Raw genomic sequence first — 15,909 nt, 5'->3', positions numbered from 1 at the left:
AAGGTCCGGGCCAGCGTGTAGACTGGCGGGCACTCGAATCTTGAAGGGAAACGCGATGAGCGATGAATCCATGCGGTTGGGGCGTGAGCGGCGCTACCTGGTGTTGTTGGGCATCATTTGCCTGGCGTTGATCGGCGGCGCGCTGTACATGCAAATTGTCCTGGGCGAGGCGCCTTGCCCGCTGTGCATCCTGCAACGTTATGCGTTGCTGCTGATTGCGATCTTCGCCTTCATCGGCGCGGCCATGCGCAACCGTCGCAGCATCACGGTGTTCGAAGCCCTGGTGGTGATCTGCGCGCTGGCAGGTGCAGGCGTTGCCGGGCACCACGTCTATACGCAGTTCTATCCGGCGGTCAGCTGCGGCATCGATGTGCTGCAACCGATTGTCGATGACTTGCCGCTGGCGAAGATCTTCCCGCTGGGTTTCCAGGTCGATGGTTTCTGCTCCACGCCATACCCGCCGATCCTTGGTTTGTCGCTGGCGCAGTGGGCGCTGGTGGCTTTCGTACTGATCGTGGTGCTGGTGCCGCTGTTGACGTCGCGTAACCGCAAAGCGCTGCGCTGAGGTCATCTGCCGCCGTACATTGTCGGACAAAAAAGCCCCGTTCCTTGCAGTGAGGAGTGGGGCTTTTTTTGTGTTGAGGAGCGCATTCCAGGGACCAGGTAAAAAGGCCGTGATGTGGGGCAGCCAAGGGTGCGATACATGTGCGACATGTTGTCACAGAGTCCGTGTCGCAGGGCGTTCATGGAAGCCGGATTGGCACATGGAATCGTAACGAAATTGGGCTGTTTTGCAGGCTACCGGTTTTTTCCGTTCCGAACCCGAACAGGCAGTTTTAACAGGGCCTGGCGAATGGCCGCAGTCCCCGTCATACCGGGCCTCTGGCAGGGTCAAGGGCATCAGGGAGGCACCCGATACTGTCTGAACTGTGGGCGGAAGACCTACTTATTTTGGTGTTTTTGTTGAGAATCAATTTCGATAAGATGCGCCACTTTTGCGAAAACGGTGAATGATTGTTGCCGGTTCGGATAAAAATTATTTCGGGATGAGACATGGTTTATAAAACGCTACATATCTACAATCGCCCGCACTGAATTCCCGACGCTGCTCAAATCTTAACCAGGCATGAGCAGGAACAGGGTGTCGAGAGGTCTGGTGGCTTCATGCGATGCCCAGGTGTCGGAGCCTCCAACTACCCGCACCAAATGGAATTGGTCTGTAACAAGGCCTTTGACCACGAATTCGAATAAGAACTCACCGCAGGCCCGGGATTTGTCGTACAGCGTCTGACGCACGACGGGCATGCCCTTATTCAATCCAAGAAAAATGCCAACCCTTGGCAGGGTGAAGTGTTGGCGATCAAAACCCAACTGCATTGCGCAAGCTGCTTTAGAGGTCGTGAGATGAGTAAAAACAGGTACCCCAGACTACTAGGCTTATTGCCGCTGATCGGCACGTTGTTGCTGTCAGGCTGCAACATGACCTTGCTCAATCCCAAGGGCCAGGTCGGTCTGGACGAGCGAAACCTGATCATCACCGCAACGCTGCTGATGCTGTTGGTCGTGATTCCGGTCATCGTCATGACCTTCCTGTTCGCCTGGAAATACCGCGCGTCCAACACCAACGCTACCTACACCCCGAAATGGAACCACTCCACCAAGATCGAGATCGCGGTGTGGGCCGTTCCAGTGCTGATCATCATTGCCCTGGGTTACGTCACCTACAAGTCGACCCACGCTCTGGACCCGTACAAGCCGCTGGAATCGGACGTGAAGCCGGTGACCATCGAAGTGGTCGCGCTGGACTGGAAGTGGCTGTTCATCTACCCGGAACAAGGCATCGCCACGGTCAACAAGATCGTGTTCCCGGCGCACACCCCGATCAACTTCCGCATTACCTCTGACGCCGTGATGAACTCGTTCTTCATCCCTGCGCTGGGTGGCCAGATCTACGCGATGGCGGGCATGCAGACCAAGCTGCACCTGATCGCCAACGAAAACGCTGAAATGGACGGTATCTCCGCCAACTACAGTGGCGCTGGTTTCACCGGCATGAAATTCAAAGCGATCGCAACTTCCCAGGAAGATTTCGACGCCTGGGTAAGTGAAGTCAAAAAGGCACCTAAACAGCTTGAACAAGCTGAATACGCAGCCCTTGCCAAGCCAAGCCAGAACAACCCAGTCGAGCTCTACTCCTCGGTGACACCGAACCTGTTCCAGACCATCGTCGACAAGTACGAAGGCATGAAACCGGGTCCTAAGGTGCACCACGAGAAGAAAGAGAAAGAAGTGGCCGCTACGGACATGAACTCGCATTCAGCTGCCGGGGCAGAGGAGTAAACGATGTTTGGTAAATTAAGTTGGGAAGCGATCCCGTTCCACGAGCCGATCGTCATGGTGACCATCTCCATGATCGCGCTCGGTGGTCTGGCGTTGTTCGCTGCAATCACCTACTTCAAGAAGTGGACCTACCTGTGGACCGAGTGGCTGACGTCGGTCGACCACAAGAAAATCGGCGTGATGTACATCATCGTCGCCATGGTCATGCTGCTGCGCGGCTTTGCCGACGCCATCATGATGCGTACCCAGTTGGCCATGGCCACCGAGGGTTCGCCTGGCTACCTGCCACCTGAACACTATGACCAGATCTTCACCGCTCACGGTGTGATCATGATCATCTTCATGGCGATGCCATTCTTCACCGGCCTGATGAACCTTGCAGTGCCGCTACAGATCGGCGCGCGTGACGTTGCCTTCCCGTTCCTGAACTCCCTGAGCTTCTGGCTGCTGGTTTCCGGCGTGGTGCTGATCAACCTGTCCCTGGGCGTCGGCGAATTCGCCAAGACCGGCTGGGTTGCCTATCCGCCGCTGTCGGGCCTGCAATACAGCCCTGGCGTGGGGATGGACTACTACATCTGGGCGCTACAGCTATCCGGTTTGGGGACAACGTTAACGGGGGTTAACTTCCTCGCTACCGTGCTGAAAATGCGTACCCCTGGCATGAAGCTGATGGACATGCCGATCTTCACCTGGACCTGCACCTGGGCCAACGTCCTGATCGTGGCTTCGTTCCCGATCCTGACCGCTACTCTGGCGCTGCTGACGCTTGACCGTTACATGGATTTCCACATTTTCACCAATGAACTTGGTGGCAATCCGATGATGTACGTGAACCTGTTCTGGGCCTGGGGTCACCCTGAGGTGTACATCCTGATCCTGCCGGCGTTCGGTATCTTCTCCGAAGTCATCTCGACCTTCACCGGCAAGAAACTGTTCGGCCACCACTCGATGATCTACGCATCGGGCGCAATCTCGATCCTGGGCTTCATGGTTTGGCTGCACCACTTCTTCACCATGGGCTCGGGTGCCAGCGTCAACGCCTTCTTCGGTCTGGCGACGATGCTGATTTCCATCCCGACGGGTGTGAAACTGTTCAACTGGCTGTTCACCATCTACCAGGGCCGTCTGCGTTTCACCAGCCAGGTTCTCTGGACCCTGGGCTTCATGGTGACCTTCGCCATCGGCGGCATGACCGGCGTACTGCTGGCCATCCCGGGTGCCGACTTCGTTCTGCACAACAGCCTGTTCGTGATCGCGCACTTCCACAACGTGATCATCGGCGGTGCGGTATTCGGTTACATCGCCGGTTTCGGCTTCTACTTCCCTAAAGCGTTCGGCTTCAAGCTGCACGAAGGTTGGGGCAAGGCTGCATTCTGGTTCTGGATCTCGGGCTTCTTCGTCGCGTTCATGCCGCTCTATGCACTGGGCTTCATGGGCATGACCCGTCGTCTGAACGCCACCACCAACCCTGAGTGGGTGCCGTACCTGTACGTCGCCATGTTCGGTGCGGTGATGATCGCCGTGGGTATCGCTTGCCAGCTGATCCAGCTGTACGTCAGCGTGCGTGACCGCAACAAGCCGGAAAACATGTGTGAACACGGCGACCCGTGGAATGCACACACCCTGGAATGGTCGACCTCGTCGCCACCTCCGTTCTACAACTTCGCCGTGCTGCCAAAAGCCGACGTTGTCGACCCGTTCACCGAAGCCAAGGAAAACGGCACTGCGTACAAGGTTCCGGCCAGGTACGAGCCGATCCACATGCCAAACAACACCGCGACCGGTGTGGTGATGGGCGCGCTGTTGACCGTGTTCGGTTTCGCGATGATCTGGCACATCTGGTGGCTGGCAATCGCGAGCCTGGCTGGCACCGTGATCTACTTCGCGATCCACGCGGCCCGTGATGATCAAGGCTATATGGTGCCGGTCGACGTGATCGAGCGCATCGAAGCCGAGCAGCACAAGCGTCTGGTTGCGGCAGGGAAAGTCCCGGCCACCGCCACCCGTGTTGAAACCTCGTTGGAACAGGCTTAAACCATGTCGAACTTAGTGACCAATGCTGGACACACCCATGTCGATGGACATGGGCATGATGACCATCACCACGACTCGGGCGAGATGACCGTATACGGTTTCTGGCTCTACCTGATGACCGACTGCATTCTGTTTGCGTCGATCTTCGCGGCGTACGCGGTACTGGTTAACAACGTAGCGGGTGGCCCGTCGGGCCACGACATCTTCGAACTGCCATACGTACTGGGCGAAACCGCTCTGCTGCTGTTCAGTTCGATCACCTACGGCTTCGCCATGCTGGCGTTCTTCCGTGGCAACAAGAAGCAGGTCCTGGGCTGGCTGGCCATGACCTTCCTGTTCGGTGCCGGCTTCATCGGCATGGAGATCAACGAGTTCCACATGCTGATCTCCGAGGGCTACGGCCCTAACCGTTCCGGCTTCCTGTCCGGGTTCTTCACCCTGGTCGGCACCCACGGTCTGCACGTGACCAGTGGTCTGATCTGGATGGCGATCATGATGTACCAGGTGCAGAAAAAGGGCCTGACGGCGACCAACAAGACCCGTCTGAGCTGCCTGAGCCTGTTCTGGCACTTCCTGGACGTAGTGTGGATCTGCGTATTCACCGTTGTTTATCTGATGGGGACTATGTAAATGGCTAACGCAGCTCATTCCCACAATGGCCATGACAGCCACGACGCCGGTCACGGCAGCGTCAAGTCCTACGCCATCGGCTTCATCCTGTCGGTGATCCTGACCCTGATCCCGTTCGGTCTGGTGATGTACCCGACGCTGCCGAAGTCGATCACCCTGATGATCGTCGTCGCGTTCGCCGTCATCCAGGTACTGGTGCACCTGGTGTACTTCCTGCACCTGGACCGTTCGGCCGCGCAGCGTAACAACGTGATTGCGTTTGTCTTCGCCGCGATCGTGATTGTCCTGCTGGTTGGCTTGTCGCTGTGGATCATGTTCAGCATCCACACGTTCATGATGGCGAAGTGAGGTAGATCCGCATGTCCCTTAAGCACTTTATCCAAATCACCAAACCGGGGATCATTTTCGGTAACGTGCTTTCTGTGGCAGGCGGATTTTTCCTGGCCTCCAAAGGGCATGTCGATCTGGCCATCTTCCTGGCCGCCATGATCGGCACGTCCCTGGTGGTTGCCTCCGGTTGCGTGTTCAACAACTGCATCGACCGCGACATCGACCTGAAGATGGAACGCACCAAGAACCGAGTGCTGGTCCAGGGCTTGATCTCCCTGAAACTGGCCCTGGCCTATGCGACCGTCCTGGGCGTCGCCGGCGTTGCCCTGTTGTACAAGGTGGCCAACCCGTTGGCCGCACTGTTCGCCGTCATCGGCTTCGTGATCTACGTCGGCTTCTACAGCCTGTACCTCAAGCGCAAGTCGGTTCACGGCACGCTGGTGGGCAGTCTGTCGGGCGCCATGCCGCCGGTGATTGGCTACGTCGCAGTGAGCAACACTTTCGACATGGCCGCGCTGACCCTGCTGGTGATGTTCAGCCTGTGGCAGATGCCGCATTCCTACGCCATCGCGATCTTCCGCTTCAACGATTACCTGGCCGCATCGATTCCGGTGCTGCCGGTGAAGCGCGGGATCGAAGTGGCCAAGAAGCACATCCTGATCTACATCCTGGCCTTCCTCGTGGCGACCTTGATGCTGACCTTCAGCGGTTACGCCGGCATGAGCTACCTCGCCGTCGCCGCGGCCATGGGCATGTACTGGCTGTACATGGCCTGGACCGGCTACAAGGCAGTGGATGACACGGTCTGGGCACGCAAGCTGTTCGTGTTCTCGATCTTCACCATTACCGCGTTGAGCGTGATGATGTCCCTGGACTTCAAAGTGCCGACGGAATTGCTGCTGACGTACGCGCCGTAAGCGTCGGATGCTGAATTGAAAAGCCCCGCCTTCGAGAGAAGAGCGGGGCTTTTTATTAAAGCAGGGTCACCTCAAAGCTCTTTGGGAGGGGGTACGCAGAACAGTGCGTTTCAAGGTTCGCCAGACACTATGAGCGACCCGCGATACCGGGTTGCGACTCATACGGCGCAAGTCCCGCTCCAATATATCCCGGTGCGGGATAGGTTCGACATGCACCACGATGATTTCAACATCTACTGCGAAGCGGTAATCCAGGACTATTCGCCGTTCAATGCCGGTTGCTCGCAATCCGAAGGCGTCCATTATTCGCTGGGTAGACCTGCCGTTGCCTTTACTGGCCAAAAAGCGTTCCAGCATCCCTTCCTGTTCTTCGGTAGCGCATAACGCTTCTTTGTTGATCACATCCCACCGAACAATGACTTTCGGTAAGACGCCATAAAAATGGTTCTCCCTTGATACTTTTTCGTATTGATGCCACGTCACATCGGTAGCGTTCGGTCCCACATTCCCTGGAGCCCGGTAGTTGGAGACCATTTTCCAACGGCCCGGTAAAAATTCATTTTGGAAGCGATACCTGCGAGGTATGGTCGGCGCCGTGTAAGTGGATTCTATGGTGTGGTTATTAAAATACAGGTGGTCCTCGAAGGCTTTTACAACTTCGTTCTCACGAGCACCGGCAGCACGCTTTTTCATGTCCAGTCGTCTGAACTTCCCCGGGTCTTGTTGATAACCCGGCGCCCGAGCGCTGGGGGAATTTTCTGAGTATTCATCAATATCTTCCGGCGCCCTGCCATCCCCATCCCGAAACCGCAGCGGATTGTTCCTGACCATCCGATACAAGTTCAGCCCGTCAATATCCCCCGCCGGGTCCGGATTGATCCAGCGATTGAGCCAAGGCGCGTAGTAGCGCAAGCCGTAGTAATAGAGGCCTGTCGCATCGCGCTCCTTGCCGGAATAACGGATCGTCTTGCAATCGGCACGGATCTGGCTTTTTGCCGCCCACCACGCACTGCCACCGAACGGGTAATAACCCTCATGGCTGATCACCTCACCCTGCTCATCAAGCTCCAGCACGTAGCTACCCAGATGATCGTCGACGTTGAAGCGCGACTGTGCAGCAGGCAGTGCCTTGCGACCGTTTGCCAGCCAGTGCAGTCGTCTCATCTGGCTGTGCTCGGACTGCACTGTCATCACGTGCAGCTCCTCTCCCGTGGCCGTATTGCGACGAATTTCCAACCCCGGCAAATACAGGACCTGCGCCACATGTCCGACGGCCTTCGTCTGCTGAGTTCTTACCTTACGGCCACGTTGGCCGTTGCCATGATAGACATAGACTTCGTCATCATTGGCACCGCCATTGCGTGCTACCTGGGTAACGCATTGCAACTGATTGCGCGCGTCCCATGTCATGGCTTGTGCCCCCTCCAGCAACAGCATATTGCCGTTCGCGTCGAAACCCTTGTCCAGATCCGGTGGATTCGCTTCGTCGGCCATGTTCAGGCTGCGATTGCAGCGTAGGGCAATCTTCATCCTCCGCAGCGGCGCTTCGCCATGTTTGAGGGTAAGCAAGTTCCCGGCGGCGTCATAGGTGTAGCTTTGTTTGTAGTTGCGTAGCCGGCTTGCATCGCTTGTACCCGGCACCACCAGTTCGGGCAAACCAGGGTGGATGCCGGCCAGCACGCTTTCCCGGCCCGTTGCCTCAAGCAGTTGACCCAGTGTGTCGTAGCGGAAGGTGCTCAAGGGGTTGATCTGTTGAGCGTCAAACCATTGGGTCGGCTGTGCCCGATCTTCAACGCTGACTACATTGCCCAGCGGATCCTGAACGTAGTGCAGGTCTTGAAGCACCTTACTAGGCCGGGCTGCAAACAAGCGTAGAAGTCGACCGCTGTCCGCCGCATACGTCGCCTGGATGCTGACCCGGTTGCCCGCTGTTTGGGATTCCATCTGGCCTGATGCGTTGTAAATGATATTGCCCATCACCACCAGTTCGGTTTCTCCGTCGGGTATCAGGCTGGAGTGCGCCAATTCACCTGCAACGTTGTATCTACAGAGCTGCTTGTTACCCAAGGCATCGGTTTGGCTGAGTACCGCGCCCAATGCATTGTGGCGCCATCGCGTGAGGTACAGCTCCCCCGCCTCTAATAAAGCATCGCGCTCCAGTAACAAGCCAGGCCAGTTCGGTGGGGTCAGGTCTTTTAGAAATTGCTGGGCTTGCGCAACGGCCTGTCCCAGCAATCCATATTCGACATACACCTGGGTGCCTACAGGATCATCGTGACGGATCAGCCGCCCACAGCGATTGCCAGTTTCAGCGCAGATGCCATAAGTGAAGCGTTCGACGCATGCCGGGATGTCGTCCTCCAGATGCTCATGCACAGTGAGTGGGCGCAACTGGGGATCATAAGTGGTCTGCCGGTGGCTGCCTCGTCCATCCCAGCTTTCCAATGCCTGAGCTCCGGAGCCGAAAAGATTTACGCACCAGCCGGCATCTACGCTTTCGAGGCCCAGCACCCGCCCGGACAGGCTGCAGGCCTTCCTCTGGTTGGGCAACCCCGACTCAGCCCCCAGCCTCCACAACCGCGCGTCCCATTGCGAGCGCACTCGCCCAGCAGCATCGTAAGCCTGCCGTTCCGTACGCGCTTGAGAGGGTTCCTCCACTTTTGCCCGGTGATAGGCCACAGTCGCCACCTGCAATCGGCGCGGATCAATGACAGAAAGGGTGGGCGTATGCTGATGCAAGCTTGAGGGCATTGAAGATCATCTCCCAGTGGGGGAGAGTGAAGTGTAGTCACAATGCAGAGTATCGTTGGAAGTCATCGGCTTCGTGATCTACGTCGGCTTCTACAGCCTGTACCTCAAGCGCAAGTCGGTTCACGGCACGCTGGTGGGCAGTCTGTCGGGCGCCATGCCGCCGGTCATCGGCTACGTCGCGGTGAGCAACACCTTCGACATGGCCGCGCTGACCCTGCTGGTGATGTTCAGCCTGTGGCAGATGCCGCATTCCTACGCCATCGCGATCTTCCGCTTCAACGATTACCTGGCCGCATCGATTCCGGTGCTGCCAGTGAAGCGCGGGATCGAAGTGGCCAAGAAGCACATCCTGATCTACATCCTGGCCTTCCTCGTGGCGACCTTGATGCTGACCTTCAGCGGCTACGCCGGCATGAGCTACCTCGCCGTCGCCGCGGCCATGGGCATGTACTGGCTGTACATGGCCTGGACCGGCTACAAGGCAGTGGATGACACGGTCTGGGCACGCAAGCTGTTCGTGTTCTCGATCTTCACCATTACCGCGTTGAGCGTGATGATGTCCCTGGACTTCAAAGTGCCGACGGAATTGCTGCTGACGTGCGCGCCTTAAGCGTCGGATGCTGAAAAGAAAAGCCCCGCCTTCGAGAGAAGAGCGGGGTTTTTTGTTGGGATTTTCCTGGCGCCGCCACGGCGAGCAGGCTCGCTGACAATGGGGCGAACGGGCAAGCGAAAATGCTTACGAATGTACCAGCACTGTCCTACCGGGCTTTCAGGTTGAGGGTCGGAAGTCGTATCTCTAGCCTCGGAATGCTGTCATCACAAGCATCCCAGAGGCTCTACGATGGAACTGCCAGAGGTAATCACCCCGCGCGTTAATACGAGTACAGCGTTAGGGCAGGCTTTGATTTCGATGTTCAAATCTGTCGAAGCGGAGCTGGTACTTGAGAACGCAGGACCCGGGGCGGTCAAAATCATTGTCTTCGGTGGCTGCGCTGTTCACCTTTACACCCATCATCGCGTTTCCAGCGACGTCGATGCCGAGATTTATGAGGCTCATGTCCCCGACGGTTTGCACCTGCAAACCATGCTCGCAGAGATACCCGAACAGTTTGTCGATGAGCGATCAGGTCGCTTGATGGAGCTGAACTACGACCTTCAATACAACACCAGTTTTGGCCCGATTCACGAGGACTATTGGGAGCGCAGCCTTCCCTTTGAAGAGTTTCCGGTTGAATCCCCGCTGCACGTTCATATTGCAGCACCTGTCGACATTGCCATCTCCAAGCTGGGCAGAGCGACCGATCAGGACATTGGTGATATCAAGGCACTTCTCAGGGCGGGTTTCATACTGACCAGCGAATTCCGTCGACTGGCGTTGCAGGCAATTGATGTATATGTTGGCAACAAAGAGCCACCAATCTCCGTTCTTACGAATATTTTGCACGATTACCTGGAGAACCCAGATGGCGAAGCCCCTTAACGGCCACGTCCTCTCATCTGCATTGGACACGCTGGTAACAAGACCTTTGAATCAAGCGGATGACGCAGCGCTCGTGAGCGCTGCCAAAGCGGTCTGGTACTCGAATTCAAACCTGGAAAGCGAGGTCAGCGCTTTTTTGAGTCGTCACACTGACGAAGTTGAGGTTCGGCGCGCGGGCTATCTGCTCGAACGATTCACTCGATTTACTTGCTTATCGGATCTCCGGGTGTCCGAGACCCTCAATGTCCTCGAGCTTTTTGCACATTCGACTTCCAGGCAAGTCGCGACGCTACAAACCGTCACGCCATTACATCGACGTCGTGATGAGCTCGCTGTCTCTTGGGGATTGAGTGAGGGCCTCGGCCTGAAAGCCCAAACCCTCATGCCTTTCCAGACCCGGCACTACGAAGCTGAGCAGCGCGCAATGTTTTCCTGAGTCCAGCTTGCAACAAAACGGCTGCCTCGTTCGGCCCTGAAGTGACAACAGTCGTCAGCTTGTAAGCCCCGCCCTTCGGGAGAAGGGTGGGGCTTTTTGTTTATGCGTGGTTGTTACATGGCGCATCGAGCACCTTCACCACGTCATCGATGATCGCCTTGCTCATGTCCTGCAAAAAATGCGAGGCCCAGGCGTGCCGGTCGGAGTCGCGAACCATGGCGGCGTCTGAGGCGAGCAGTTTGGCTATGTGGAGCAGGTCGGAGGCGTGGTAGAGGGCTTCGATCACCGGGACACCGGCGTTGATGCGGAACAGCGGTTCGTTGGCGTGGTAGGAGAAGGGGGTGAGGCCGATGGTTTTGAGATCTTGGGGATTGGTCATTGGGCTTCACCTCCTGTAGGGCTGGAGGTGGAGGGGCATGACTGGTGTAGCAGACGGATCGATAGCGTTCATTTGTAACTCCTGCATAAGTGAAGCTGTCCCGTTCGTTCTCAGGCGAATGGGTGGCAGCTGTGCGCAGGCTGAGAAACCGGAGATGCAGGACCCGGCAGACCCTAAGGTCTCCCACACACAGCCGCCATAGCACGAAAATTCAGGCGTAAAAAAACGCCAACAATCGTGGGGCGTAGCTGCGTGGCATCTTACTCGGGTTCTCAGGCCCGGTCGCTGAATTGGCAGCGACGGGGGGCGAAGTTAGCCGGCAAGCATGAGGTCGGCAATCGTAGCGATCTGGTGGCCGGGGATGGCCGGGACACCGCAATCCCTGTGGGAGCGGGCTTGCCCGCGAAGGCGGTGTGTCAGGCGACATTGATGCTGGATGTGACGGCCTCTTCCCGAGCAGGCTCCCACAGTTGAACTACGTTGAACGCGAAAATCAGCGCACACCCTTGTAGGAGCTGGCTTGCCAGCGAAGGCGGTGTGTCAGGCGACTTGGATATTGGCTGTGACGGCCTCTTCGCTGGCAAGCCAGCTCCTACAGGATTGAGGGCCGTCAGTTATTTATGGGGTTTATCCAGCAACCGGAAAAACCGCTCCCGTACCTGCAGACTATCGCTGTGCGCCACATTGAATCGCAGGAACTGACTGGCATTCGGCCCTTTGCTCAGCAAGGTGCCTGGCGCCAATACCATGTTGTTCTCCAGCCCTTGTCGAGCCAGGTTCTCGGCGTGCAGGCCCTCCGGCAACCGCGCCCAGATAAACACGCCTTCGCCCGGCAGCGAGGAAAGCGAACATCCGGCTTCCGCCAGCCAACTCGCTACCCGGCTGTTGGATTCATACAGCCGGTCCACCGTGCGCCGCGCATGCTTGGCGTAGCTGCCGTCGCTGAGCATGGTGCAGGTGATCTGCTCCGCCAGTTCCGAGGTCACGCCGCCGCAGGCCATTTTTAGTGCGACCATCCGCGCCGCCAGTTGCGGTGAGAGCACGGTGTAGCTGACGCGGCTGTTGGCGGTCAGGGTCTTGGAGAAGCCCGACACATAACTCACGTTGTCCAGCCCGCTGGCTGCCAGGCGCGGGGTGCGGCGTTGCTGGATGTCGCAGTACAGATCGTCTTCGACGATGTGGAAGCCATGGCGGTGGCTCAGTTCCAGCAAGCGGTAGACCTGGGCCGGGGTGAACGAGTGGCCGGTGGGGTTGTGCAGTGTGCTGTTGGTCATGTACAGCACCGGTTTGTGGGCGATCAGCAGTTGCTCGAGCGCGTCGAGGTCCATGCCGTCGCAATCCCGGGCGATGGTAATGACTTTGGCCCCGTGCAGCGCCAGGTTGGCGTGCATGTTGAAGTAGCAGGGGTCGTCGAGCAGTACGGTGTCGCCGGGTTTGACCAGCAGGCGCATCAGCAGGTCGATGGCTTGCATGGTGTTGGCGGTGGTGATGATCTGGTCCACCGGCGCTTCGATGCCGAAAGTCGCCAGTTTGACCCGCAAAGCCTGGCGCAACGGCACGTAACCGCCGGCCACGCCGTACTCGCCCATGCGCAACGATGTCGCTCGCAGGGTGCCGCGCACGGCTTTCTGCAATTCTTCGGCGGGCAGCCAGGAGGTTGGCAGAAAACCGCAGCCGGGGCGCAGCGCGCCGTTGTCCAGCAACAGTGCGCGACGAATCACGCTGAGGGTGTCCTGGGGTTGCAGGTCCGGGCCGGTGCCACTTTTCAGCGCCGCTTCGGAGCGATGCACGTAATGCCCCGAGCCCTGGCGTGACACCACCAGCCCCTTGGCGCGCAAGCGGTCCAGCGCATCCACCACTGTGGATTTGCCCACGTTCATCAAGTCGGAGAGTTCGCGAATCGGCGGCAATTTGGCGCCGTGGGGCAGGCCACCGGTGCTGATGGCCTGGGTCAGCTGATCGACGATCTGCTGCACCAACGGCGCGCCGGGCTGGAATTCAATGGCTTTGATGACTGCACGTTGAACCTGCATTTTACTGGTCTCTCCGGCAGTAAAGTTCGTTGGATTCTATACGAACTTGCCCTGATCAGGACAAGCCTCTCTCTCTACCATGCCCTTACAGACTTTTCTGAATGTCGGCCTTGGTTGGCGGGCGTTCATCCGGTTCCTGAGGTGCTGCATGAGTGTCGAAACAACGGTTGCGGTGGCCAAGCCGGCAATTAACCTGCGGTTATTCACGATCCGGGTCATCACGGCTGTTTCGCTGTTCGCGGTGCTGGGCAAGGCCAACGTCTGGCTCGACACGGCCACCAACAGCATCCTGGCCCTTGGATATCGTGCCTTGTTGCTGTTGTTGCCCCTGACTTTACTGGTGCTTGGGCGCCGCTCCCTGAGCGTCACGCTGTTGTGTGCCGGCCTTGGCCTGGTGCTGCTGGCGCTGACCAGCCATCAAGGCATGGTGATGTTTGCCGCCGCACTCTTTGCCTACGGCATTGCCATTGCCGGTTACCTGATCAAGAGCGAAGCGGCCCAGACCAAGGAAGGCGCGGCCTACAACCGCGTGGCCATGAACATGGGCAGCCTGGTGGCCGGTTTGATCCTGCTGTCGCCGCTGCTCACGCCAACGATGTTTTTCCTCGGTGCGGCGGCGTTCGTGTTGCTGTGCCTGCCGATCGCCCTCGGCGCGACCTTCACCACCGAACCGGTGCTGGCCCGTCCAGCCAGCCAGGTCGGCAGCAGTTGGGGCAACAAACTGCCGTGGGTGATCGCGGGGATCATCATGGGCATCAAGCTGTTCGGGGTGTTCTCGATCCTGCCACAGGCAATCCTGCTCAAGACCGGCGAGCTGCCGGCCTGGTACGGCCTGATGCTGATCCTCAACAGCGCTGTGGTGGTGTTCGCCCAGGTGCCGGTGATGAAGCTGATCGAGCGCACCGGGCGCTTCAAGGTCGTGGCGGTGATCGGGATCATCGTCGGCGGCTTTGCCGTGCTGTCTTCGCCAGCCGCGTTCCACGTCGAAACCCTTGCCGGGGCGCTGATCTGGGTGGCGTTGCTGTCGATCGCCGAATGCGCCTTCAGCTACCTCGATTACTTCTCGGTCAAGCAAAACAACATGTTCGTCAAGGAAGTGTCCCTGGGTGTGGGGGCCGGGCTGACCGTGTTGATCATGCGAGTGGTGCCGGCGCCGGACAACGCGCTGGTCCTCGCCGCCATCGGCGCCGGCGGGATCCTGGCCTGGTACTGGCTCAACCGTCAATCCAATGCGTCGTTGCATGACTGAGTCATCGCCGTTGCGGTTTTCACTTTGCAGGTCGGGGGCATTATGAATACGACTTCATGCGTGGTAGTGGTCGGTTACAACGGCAATCGGGTTCACGACATCCAGAAATTGCGCGAGCTGTGCAAGTCGCTCTACAACGCCAGGCTCATCCTGCTGGTCGAGAAGATTCAGCCCCATGACGACCAGGTGGCCGATCACGTCTGCAGCACTTCGCTGGCCGAGAAAGACGTGGCGGCGTCCCTTGAACTGGTGGTGGGGTGCCTGAATGCCGACAGCTGGAAGCTGATCGGCGTACTGCCGTTCTCCGATCGCGGCGTGCTGCTCGGTGCCGCGCTGGCCAGTCACTTCGGCCTGCCGGGCATCACCCCGAACGAAGCGCGAGCGGGCCTGGACAAGCAGATCTTTCGCCGTCTCGAAGCCACGGCCAGCCGTTCCCCCGAAGAATACCGGCCGGTGTTTTCCGTGCGGGTCGACAGCCTGCCGGAACTGCGCCAGCGCGTCGTCGAACTGGGCGGCAAGGCCTTCATCAAGCCGGCCTGCGAAGGGGCGAGCCGAGGCTGTCGCGTGATCCATCACCCTTCGGAGTGCGATGACGCCTGGCTCGCCCTCAAGCCCTATCGCGAGGGCGGCATCGTCCTTGAAGAGCTGGTGCAGAACGCCCGCGAATACAGCTGGGACTGCGTGGCCGGCAGCACCTGGGTGACTGAGAAAACCACCACCGAAGGCGCCTACCGCGCAGAGATCCAGCAAGTCGTCCCCGCACCGCTTTCAGCTGAGGTCCAGGCACGCTTGATGGCAGCCGGTCGGCATATGGCGGGTCTGGTGTCCCGGGACAACGGTGCCTGGCACAACGAAGTGTTCCTGCGCCGCGACAACCTGACCAGCGCCGTGGAAACCAACATGCGCCCTGGCGGCATGCACATCTGGGACCTGGCCAAGCGCGCCTTCGTCAATTTCGATCCGTGGGAACGCTGGGTGCGCTGGGCGGTGGAAGGCAAGACCGAGCAGCATGAGCCAGTGGCTCGCGGCTACTGCGGCATTCGCCTGCTCAGGGCGCCGGCTGGCGGCATCCTGCGGGCAACGCCAGACATCGAGGCCCTGGCCCGCGCACTGCGCATCGACCTGGTGGAAGGGCAGTACGCCAAGCGGATTGGCGACTCGGTCAGCGCGTTGGTCAAAGACAACTTCTCATTCATCGGCCACATCGTGTTGTTCAACGAACACTACGGGCAACTGAGCAAGGACCTGTTGCGCCTGGCCGAGTCGATTGAGTCACGCATTGTGGTGACTTGCCTGGCACCGGCCACCCGCGCCGTGTGCTGAGCCCGCA

General features: G+C 58.6%; 14 protein-coding genes and 1 pseudogene. 11 read left to right on the top strand and 4 right to left on the bottom strand.

Annotated elements, in window-relative coordinates; genetic code table 11:
* The first annotated feature begins 55 nt into the window (after nt 1–55).
* Nucleotides 56–565, top strand: coding sequence for a disulfide bond formation protein B (locus tag AB7M25_RS25550; RefSeq protein WP_429384050.1), 510 nt, complete (start codon nt 56–58; stop codon nt 563–565).
* 551 nt (nt 566–1,116) lie between these two features.
* Here AB7M25_RS25550 and AB7M25_RS25545 read toward each other — a convergent pair.
* The gene (locus AB7M25_RS25545) at nt 1,117–1,377 is read right to left on the bottom strand and encodes a hypothetical protein (protein ID WP_429384048.1); all 261 of its coding nucleotides are present in this window, start codon (nt 1,375–1,377) and stop codon (nt 1,117–1,119) included.
* A 27-nt stretch (nt 1,378–1,404) separates the two neighbouring features.
* Here AB7M25_RS25545 and cyoA point away from each other — a divergent pair, with 27 nt between their 5' ends.
* Genes cyoA through cyoE form a run of 5 tightly spaced genes read left to right on the top strand, consistent with a single transcriptional unit; the run spans nt 1,405 to nt 6,251 of the window.
* A complete protein-coding gene (cyoA, locus tag AB7M25_RS25540; protein WP_007970370.1) occupies nt 1,405–2,340 on the top strand; it encodes a ubiquinol oxidase subunit II in 936 nt (311 codons plus the stop codon).
* Nucleotides 2,341–2,343: 3 nt separating this feature from the next.
* Entirely contained in the window at nt 2,344–4,374 is a 2,031-nt protein-coding gene (gene cyoB, locus AB7M25_RS25535) for a cytochrome o ubiquinol oxidase subunit I (protein ID WP_429384046.1), read from the top strand.
* A 3-nt stretch (nt 4,375–4,377) separates the two neighbouring features.
* The gene (locus tag AB7M25_RS25530) at nt 4,378–5,004 is read left to right on the top strand and encodes a cytochrome o ubiquinol oxidase subunit III (protein WP_008000700.1); all 627 of its coding nucleotides are present in this window, start codon (nt 4,378–4,380) and stop codon (nt 5,002–5,004) included.
* Nucleotides 5,005–5,352, top strand: coding sequence for a cytochrome o ubiquinol oxidase subunit IV (cyoD, locus tag AB7M25_RS25525; RefSeq protein WP_007970373.1), 348 nt, complete (start codon nt 5,005–5,007; stop codon nt 5,350–5,352).
* 11 nt (nt 5,353–5,363) lie between these two features.
* On the top strand, nt 5,364–6,251 hold the full coding sequence (gene cyoE / locus AB7M25_RS25520) for a heme o synthase (RefSeq protein ID WP_218482408.1): 888 nt from the start codon (nt 5,364–5,366) through the stop codon (nt 6,249–6,251).
* A 66-nt stretch (nt 6,252–6,317) separates the two neighbouring features.
* On the opposite strand, the gene AB7M25_RS25515 is transcribed toward cyoE, so the two are convergent.
* Entirely contained in the window at nt 6,318–9,002 is a 2,685-nt protein-coding gene (locus AB7M25_RS25515; protein WP_454238145.1) for an RHS repeat domain-containing protein, read from the bottom strand.
* 61 nt (nt 9,003–9,063) lie between these two features.
* Here AB7M25_RS25515 and AB7M25_RS25510 point away from each other — a divergent pair.
* The 3 genes and pseudogenes from AB7M25_RS25510 to AB7M25_RS25500 form a co-directional block, all read left to right on the top strand.
* Nucleotides 9,064–9,612: pseudogene (locus tag AB7M25_RS25510) on the top strand (UbiA family prenyltransferase); the annotation flags it as partial.
* A 231-nt stretch (nt 9,613–9,843) separates the two neighbouring features.
* Nucleotides 9,844–10,482: a DUF6036 family nucleotidyltransferase gene (locus tag AB7M25_RS25505; protein ID WP_429560295.1), complete on the top strand. Its 639-nt coding sequence runs from the start codon at nt 9,844–9,846 to the stop codon at nt 10,480–10,482.
* Complete coding sequence (locus AB7M25_RS25500) at nt 10,466–10,918, top strand: hypothetical protein (protein ID WP_429384041.1); 453 nt, start codon at nt 10,466–10,468, stop codon at nt 10,916–10,918. The genes AB7M25_RS25505 and AB7M25_RS25500 overlap by 17 nt, the downstream gene beginning before the upstream one ends.
* A gap of 100 nt (nt 10,919–11,018) precedes the next feature.
* On the opposite strand, the gene AB7M25_RS25495 is transcribed toward AB7M25_RS25500, so the two are convergent.
* Together AB7M25_RS25495 and AB7M25_RS25490 are read right to left on the bottom strand one after the other, a co-directional pair.
* The gene (locus AB7M25_RS25495) at nt 11,019–11,297 is read right to left on the bottom strand and encodes a DUF3077 domain-containing protein (protein ID WP_429384039.1); all 279 of its coding nucleotides are present in this window, start codon (nt 11,295–11,297) and stop codon (nt 11,019–11,021) included.
* Nucleotides 11,298–11,911: 614 nt separating this feature from the next.
* The gene (locus AB7M25_RS25490) at nt 11,912–13,330 is read right to left on the bottom strand and encodes an aminotransferase-like domain-containing protein (protein WP_454238144.1); all 1,419 of its coding nucleotides are present in this window, start codon (nt 13,328–13,330) and stop codon (nt 11,912–11,914) included.
* A 148-nt stretch (nt 13,331–13,478) separates the two neighbouring features.
* Between AB7M25_RS25490 and AB7M25_RS25485 the strand changes: the two genes are divergently transcribed.
* Nucleotides 13,479–14,579 (top strand): hypothetical protein, encoded by a 1,101-nt coding sequence (locus AB7M25_RS25485; RefSeq protein ID WP_454238143.1) that lies wholly within the window; start codon nt 13,479–13,481, stop codon nt 14,577–14,579.
* Nucleotides 14,580–14,621: 42 nt separating this feature from the next.
* Nucleotides 14,622–15,902, top strand: a complete 1,281-nt coding sequence (locus tag AB7M25_RS25480; RefSeq protein WP_454238142.1) for an ATP-grasp domain-containing protein — start codon at nt 14,622–14,624, stop codon at nt 15,900–15,902.
* Nucleotides 15,903–15,909 lie beyond the last annotated feature (7 nt).

It is taken from the genome of Pseudomonas sp. AP3_22 TE3818 (assembly GCF_053628995.1).
Note: the sequence above shows the minus strand (reverse complement) of the source record. Positions and strands in the feature narration are given on the sequence as shown.

Bases quoted from the DNA above. Each gene is read 5' to 3' on its own strand.
- cyoE (WP_218482408.1), top strand. From the start codon at position 5,364: ATGTCCCTTAAGCACTTTATCCAAATCACCAAACCGGGGATCATTTTC.
- AB7M25_RS25550 (WP_429384050.1), top strand. From the start codon at position 56: ATGAGCGATGAATCCATGCGGTTGGGGCGTGAGCGGCGCTACCTGGTG.
- AB7M25_RS25530 (WP_008000700.1), top strand. From the start codon at position 4,378: ATGTCGAACTTAGTGACCAATGCTGGACACACCCATGTCGATGGACAT.
- AB7M25_RS25480 (WP_454238142.1), top strand. From the start codon at position 14,622: ATGAATACGACTTCATGCGTGGTAGTGGTCGGTTACAACGGCAATCGG.
- AB7M25_RS25500 (WP_429384041.1), top strand. From the start codon at position 10,466: ATGGCGAAGCCCCTTAACGGCCACGTCCTCTCATCTGCATTGGACACG.
- AB7M25_RS25495 (WP_429384039.1), bottom strand. From the start codon at position 11,297: ATGACCAATCCCCAAGATCTCAAAACCATCGGCCTCACCCCCTTCTCC.
- cyoB (WP_429384046.1), top strand. From the start codon at position 2,344: ATGTTTGGTAAATTAAGTTGGGAAGCGATCCCGTTCCACGAGCCGATC.
- cyoA (WP_007970370.1), top strand. From the start codon at position 1,405: ATGAGTAAAAACAGGTACCCCAGACTACTAGGCTTATTGCCGCTGATC.
- AB7M25_RS25490 (WP_454238144.1), bottom strand. From the start codon at position 13,330: ATGCAGGTTCAACGTGCAGTCATCAAAGCCATTGAATTCCAGCCCGGC.
- AB7M25_RS25505 (WP_429560295.1), top strand. From the start codon at position 9,844: ATGGAACTGCCAGAGGTAATCACCCCGCGCGTTAATACGAGTACAGCG.
- AB7M25_RS25545 (WP_429384048.1), bottom strand. From the start codon at position 1,377: ATGCAGTTGGGTTTTGATCGCCAACACTTCACCCTGCCAAGGGTTGGC.
- cyoD (WP_007970373.1), top strand. From the start codon at position 5,005: ATGGCTAACGCAGCTCATTCCCACAATGGCCATGACAGCCACGACGCC.
- AB7M25_RS25485 (WP_454238143.1), top strand. From the start codon at position 13,479: ATGAGTGTCGAAACAACGGTTGCGGTGGCCAAGCCGGCAATTAACCTG.
- AB7M25_RS25515 (WP_454238145.1), bottom strand. From the start codon at position 9,002: ATGCCCTCAAGCTTGCATCAGCATACGCCCACCCTTTCTGTCATTGAT.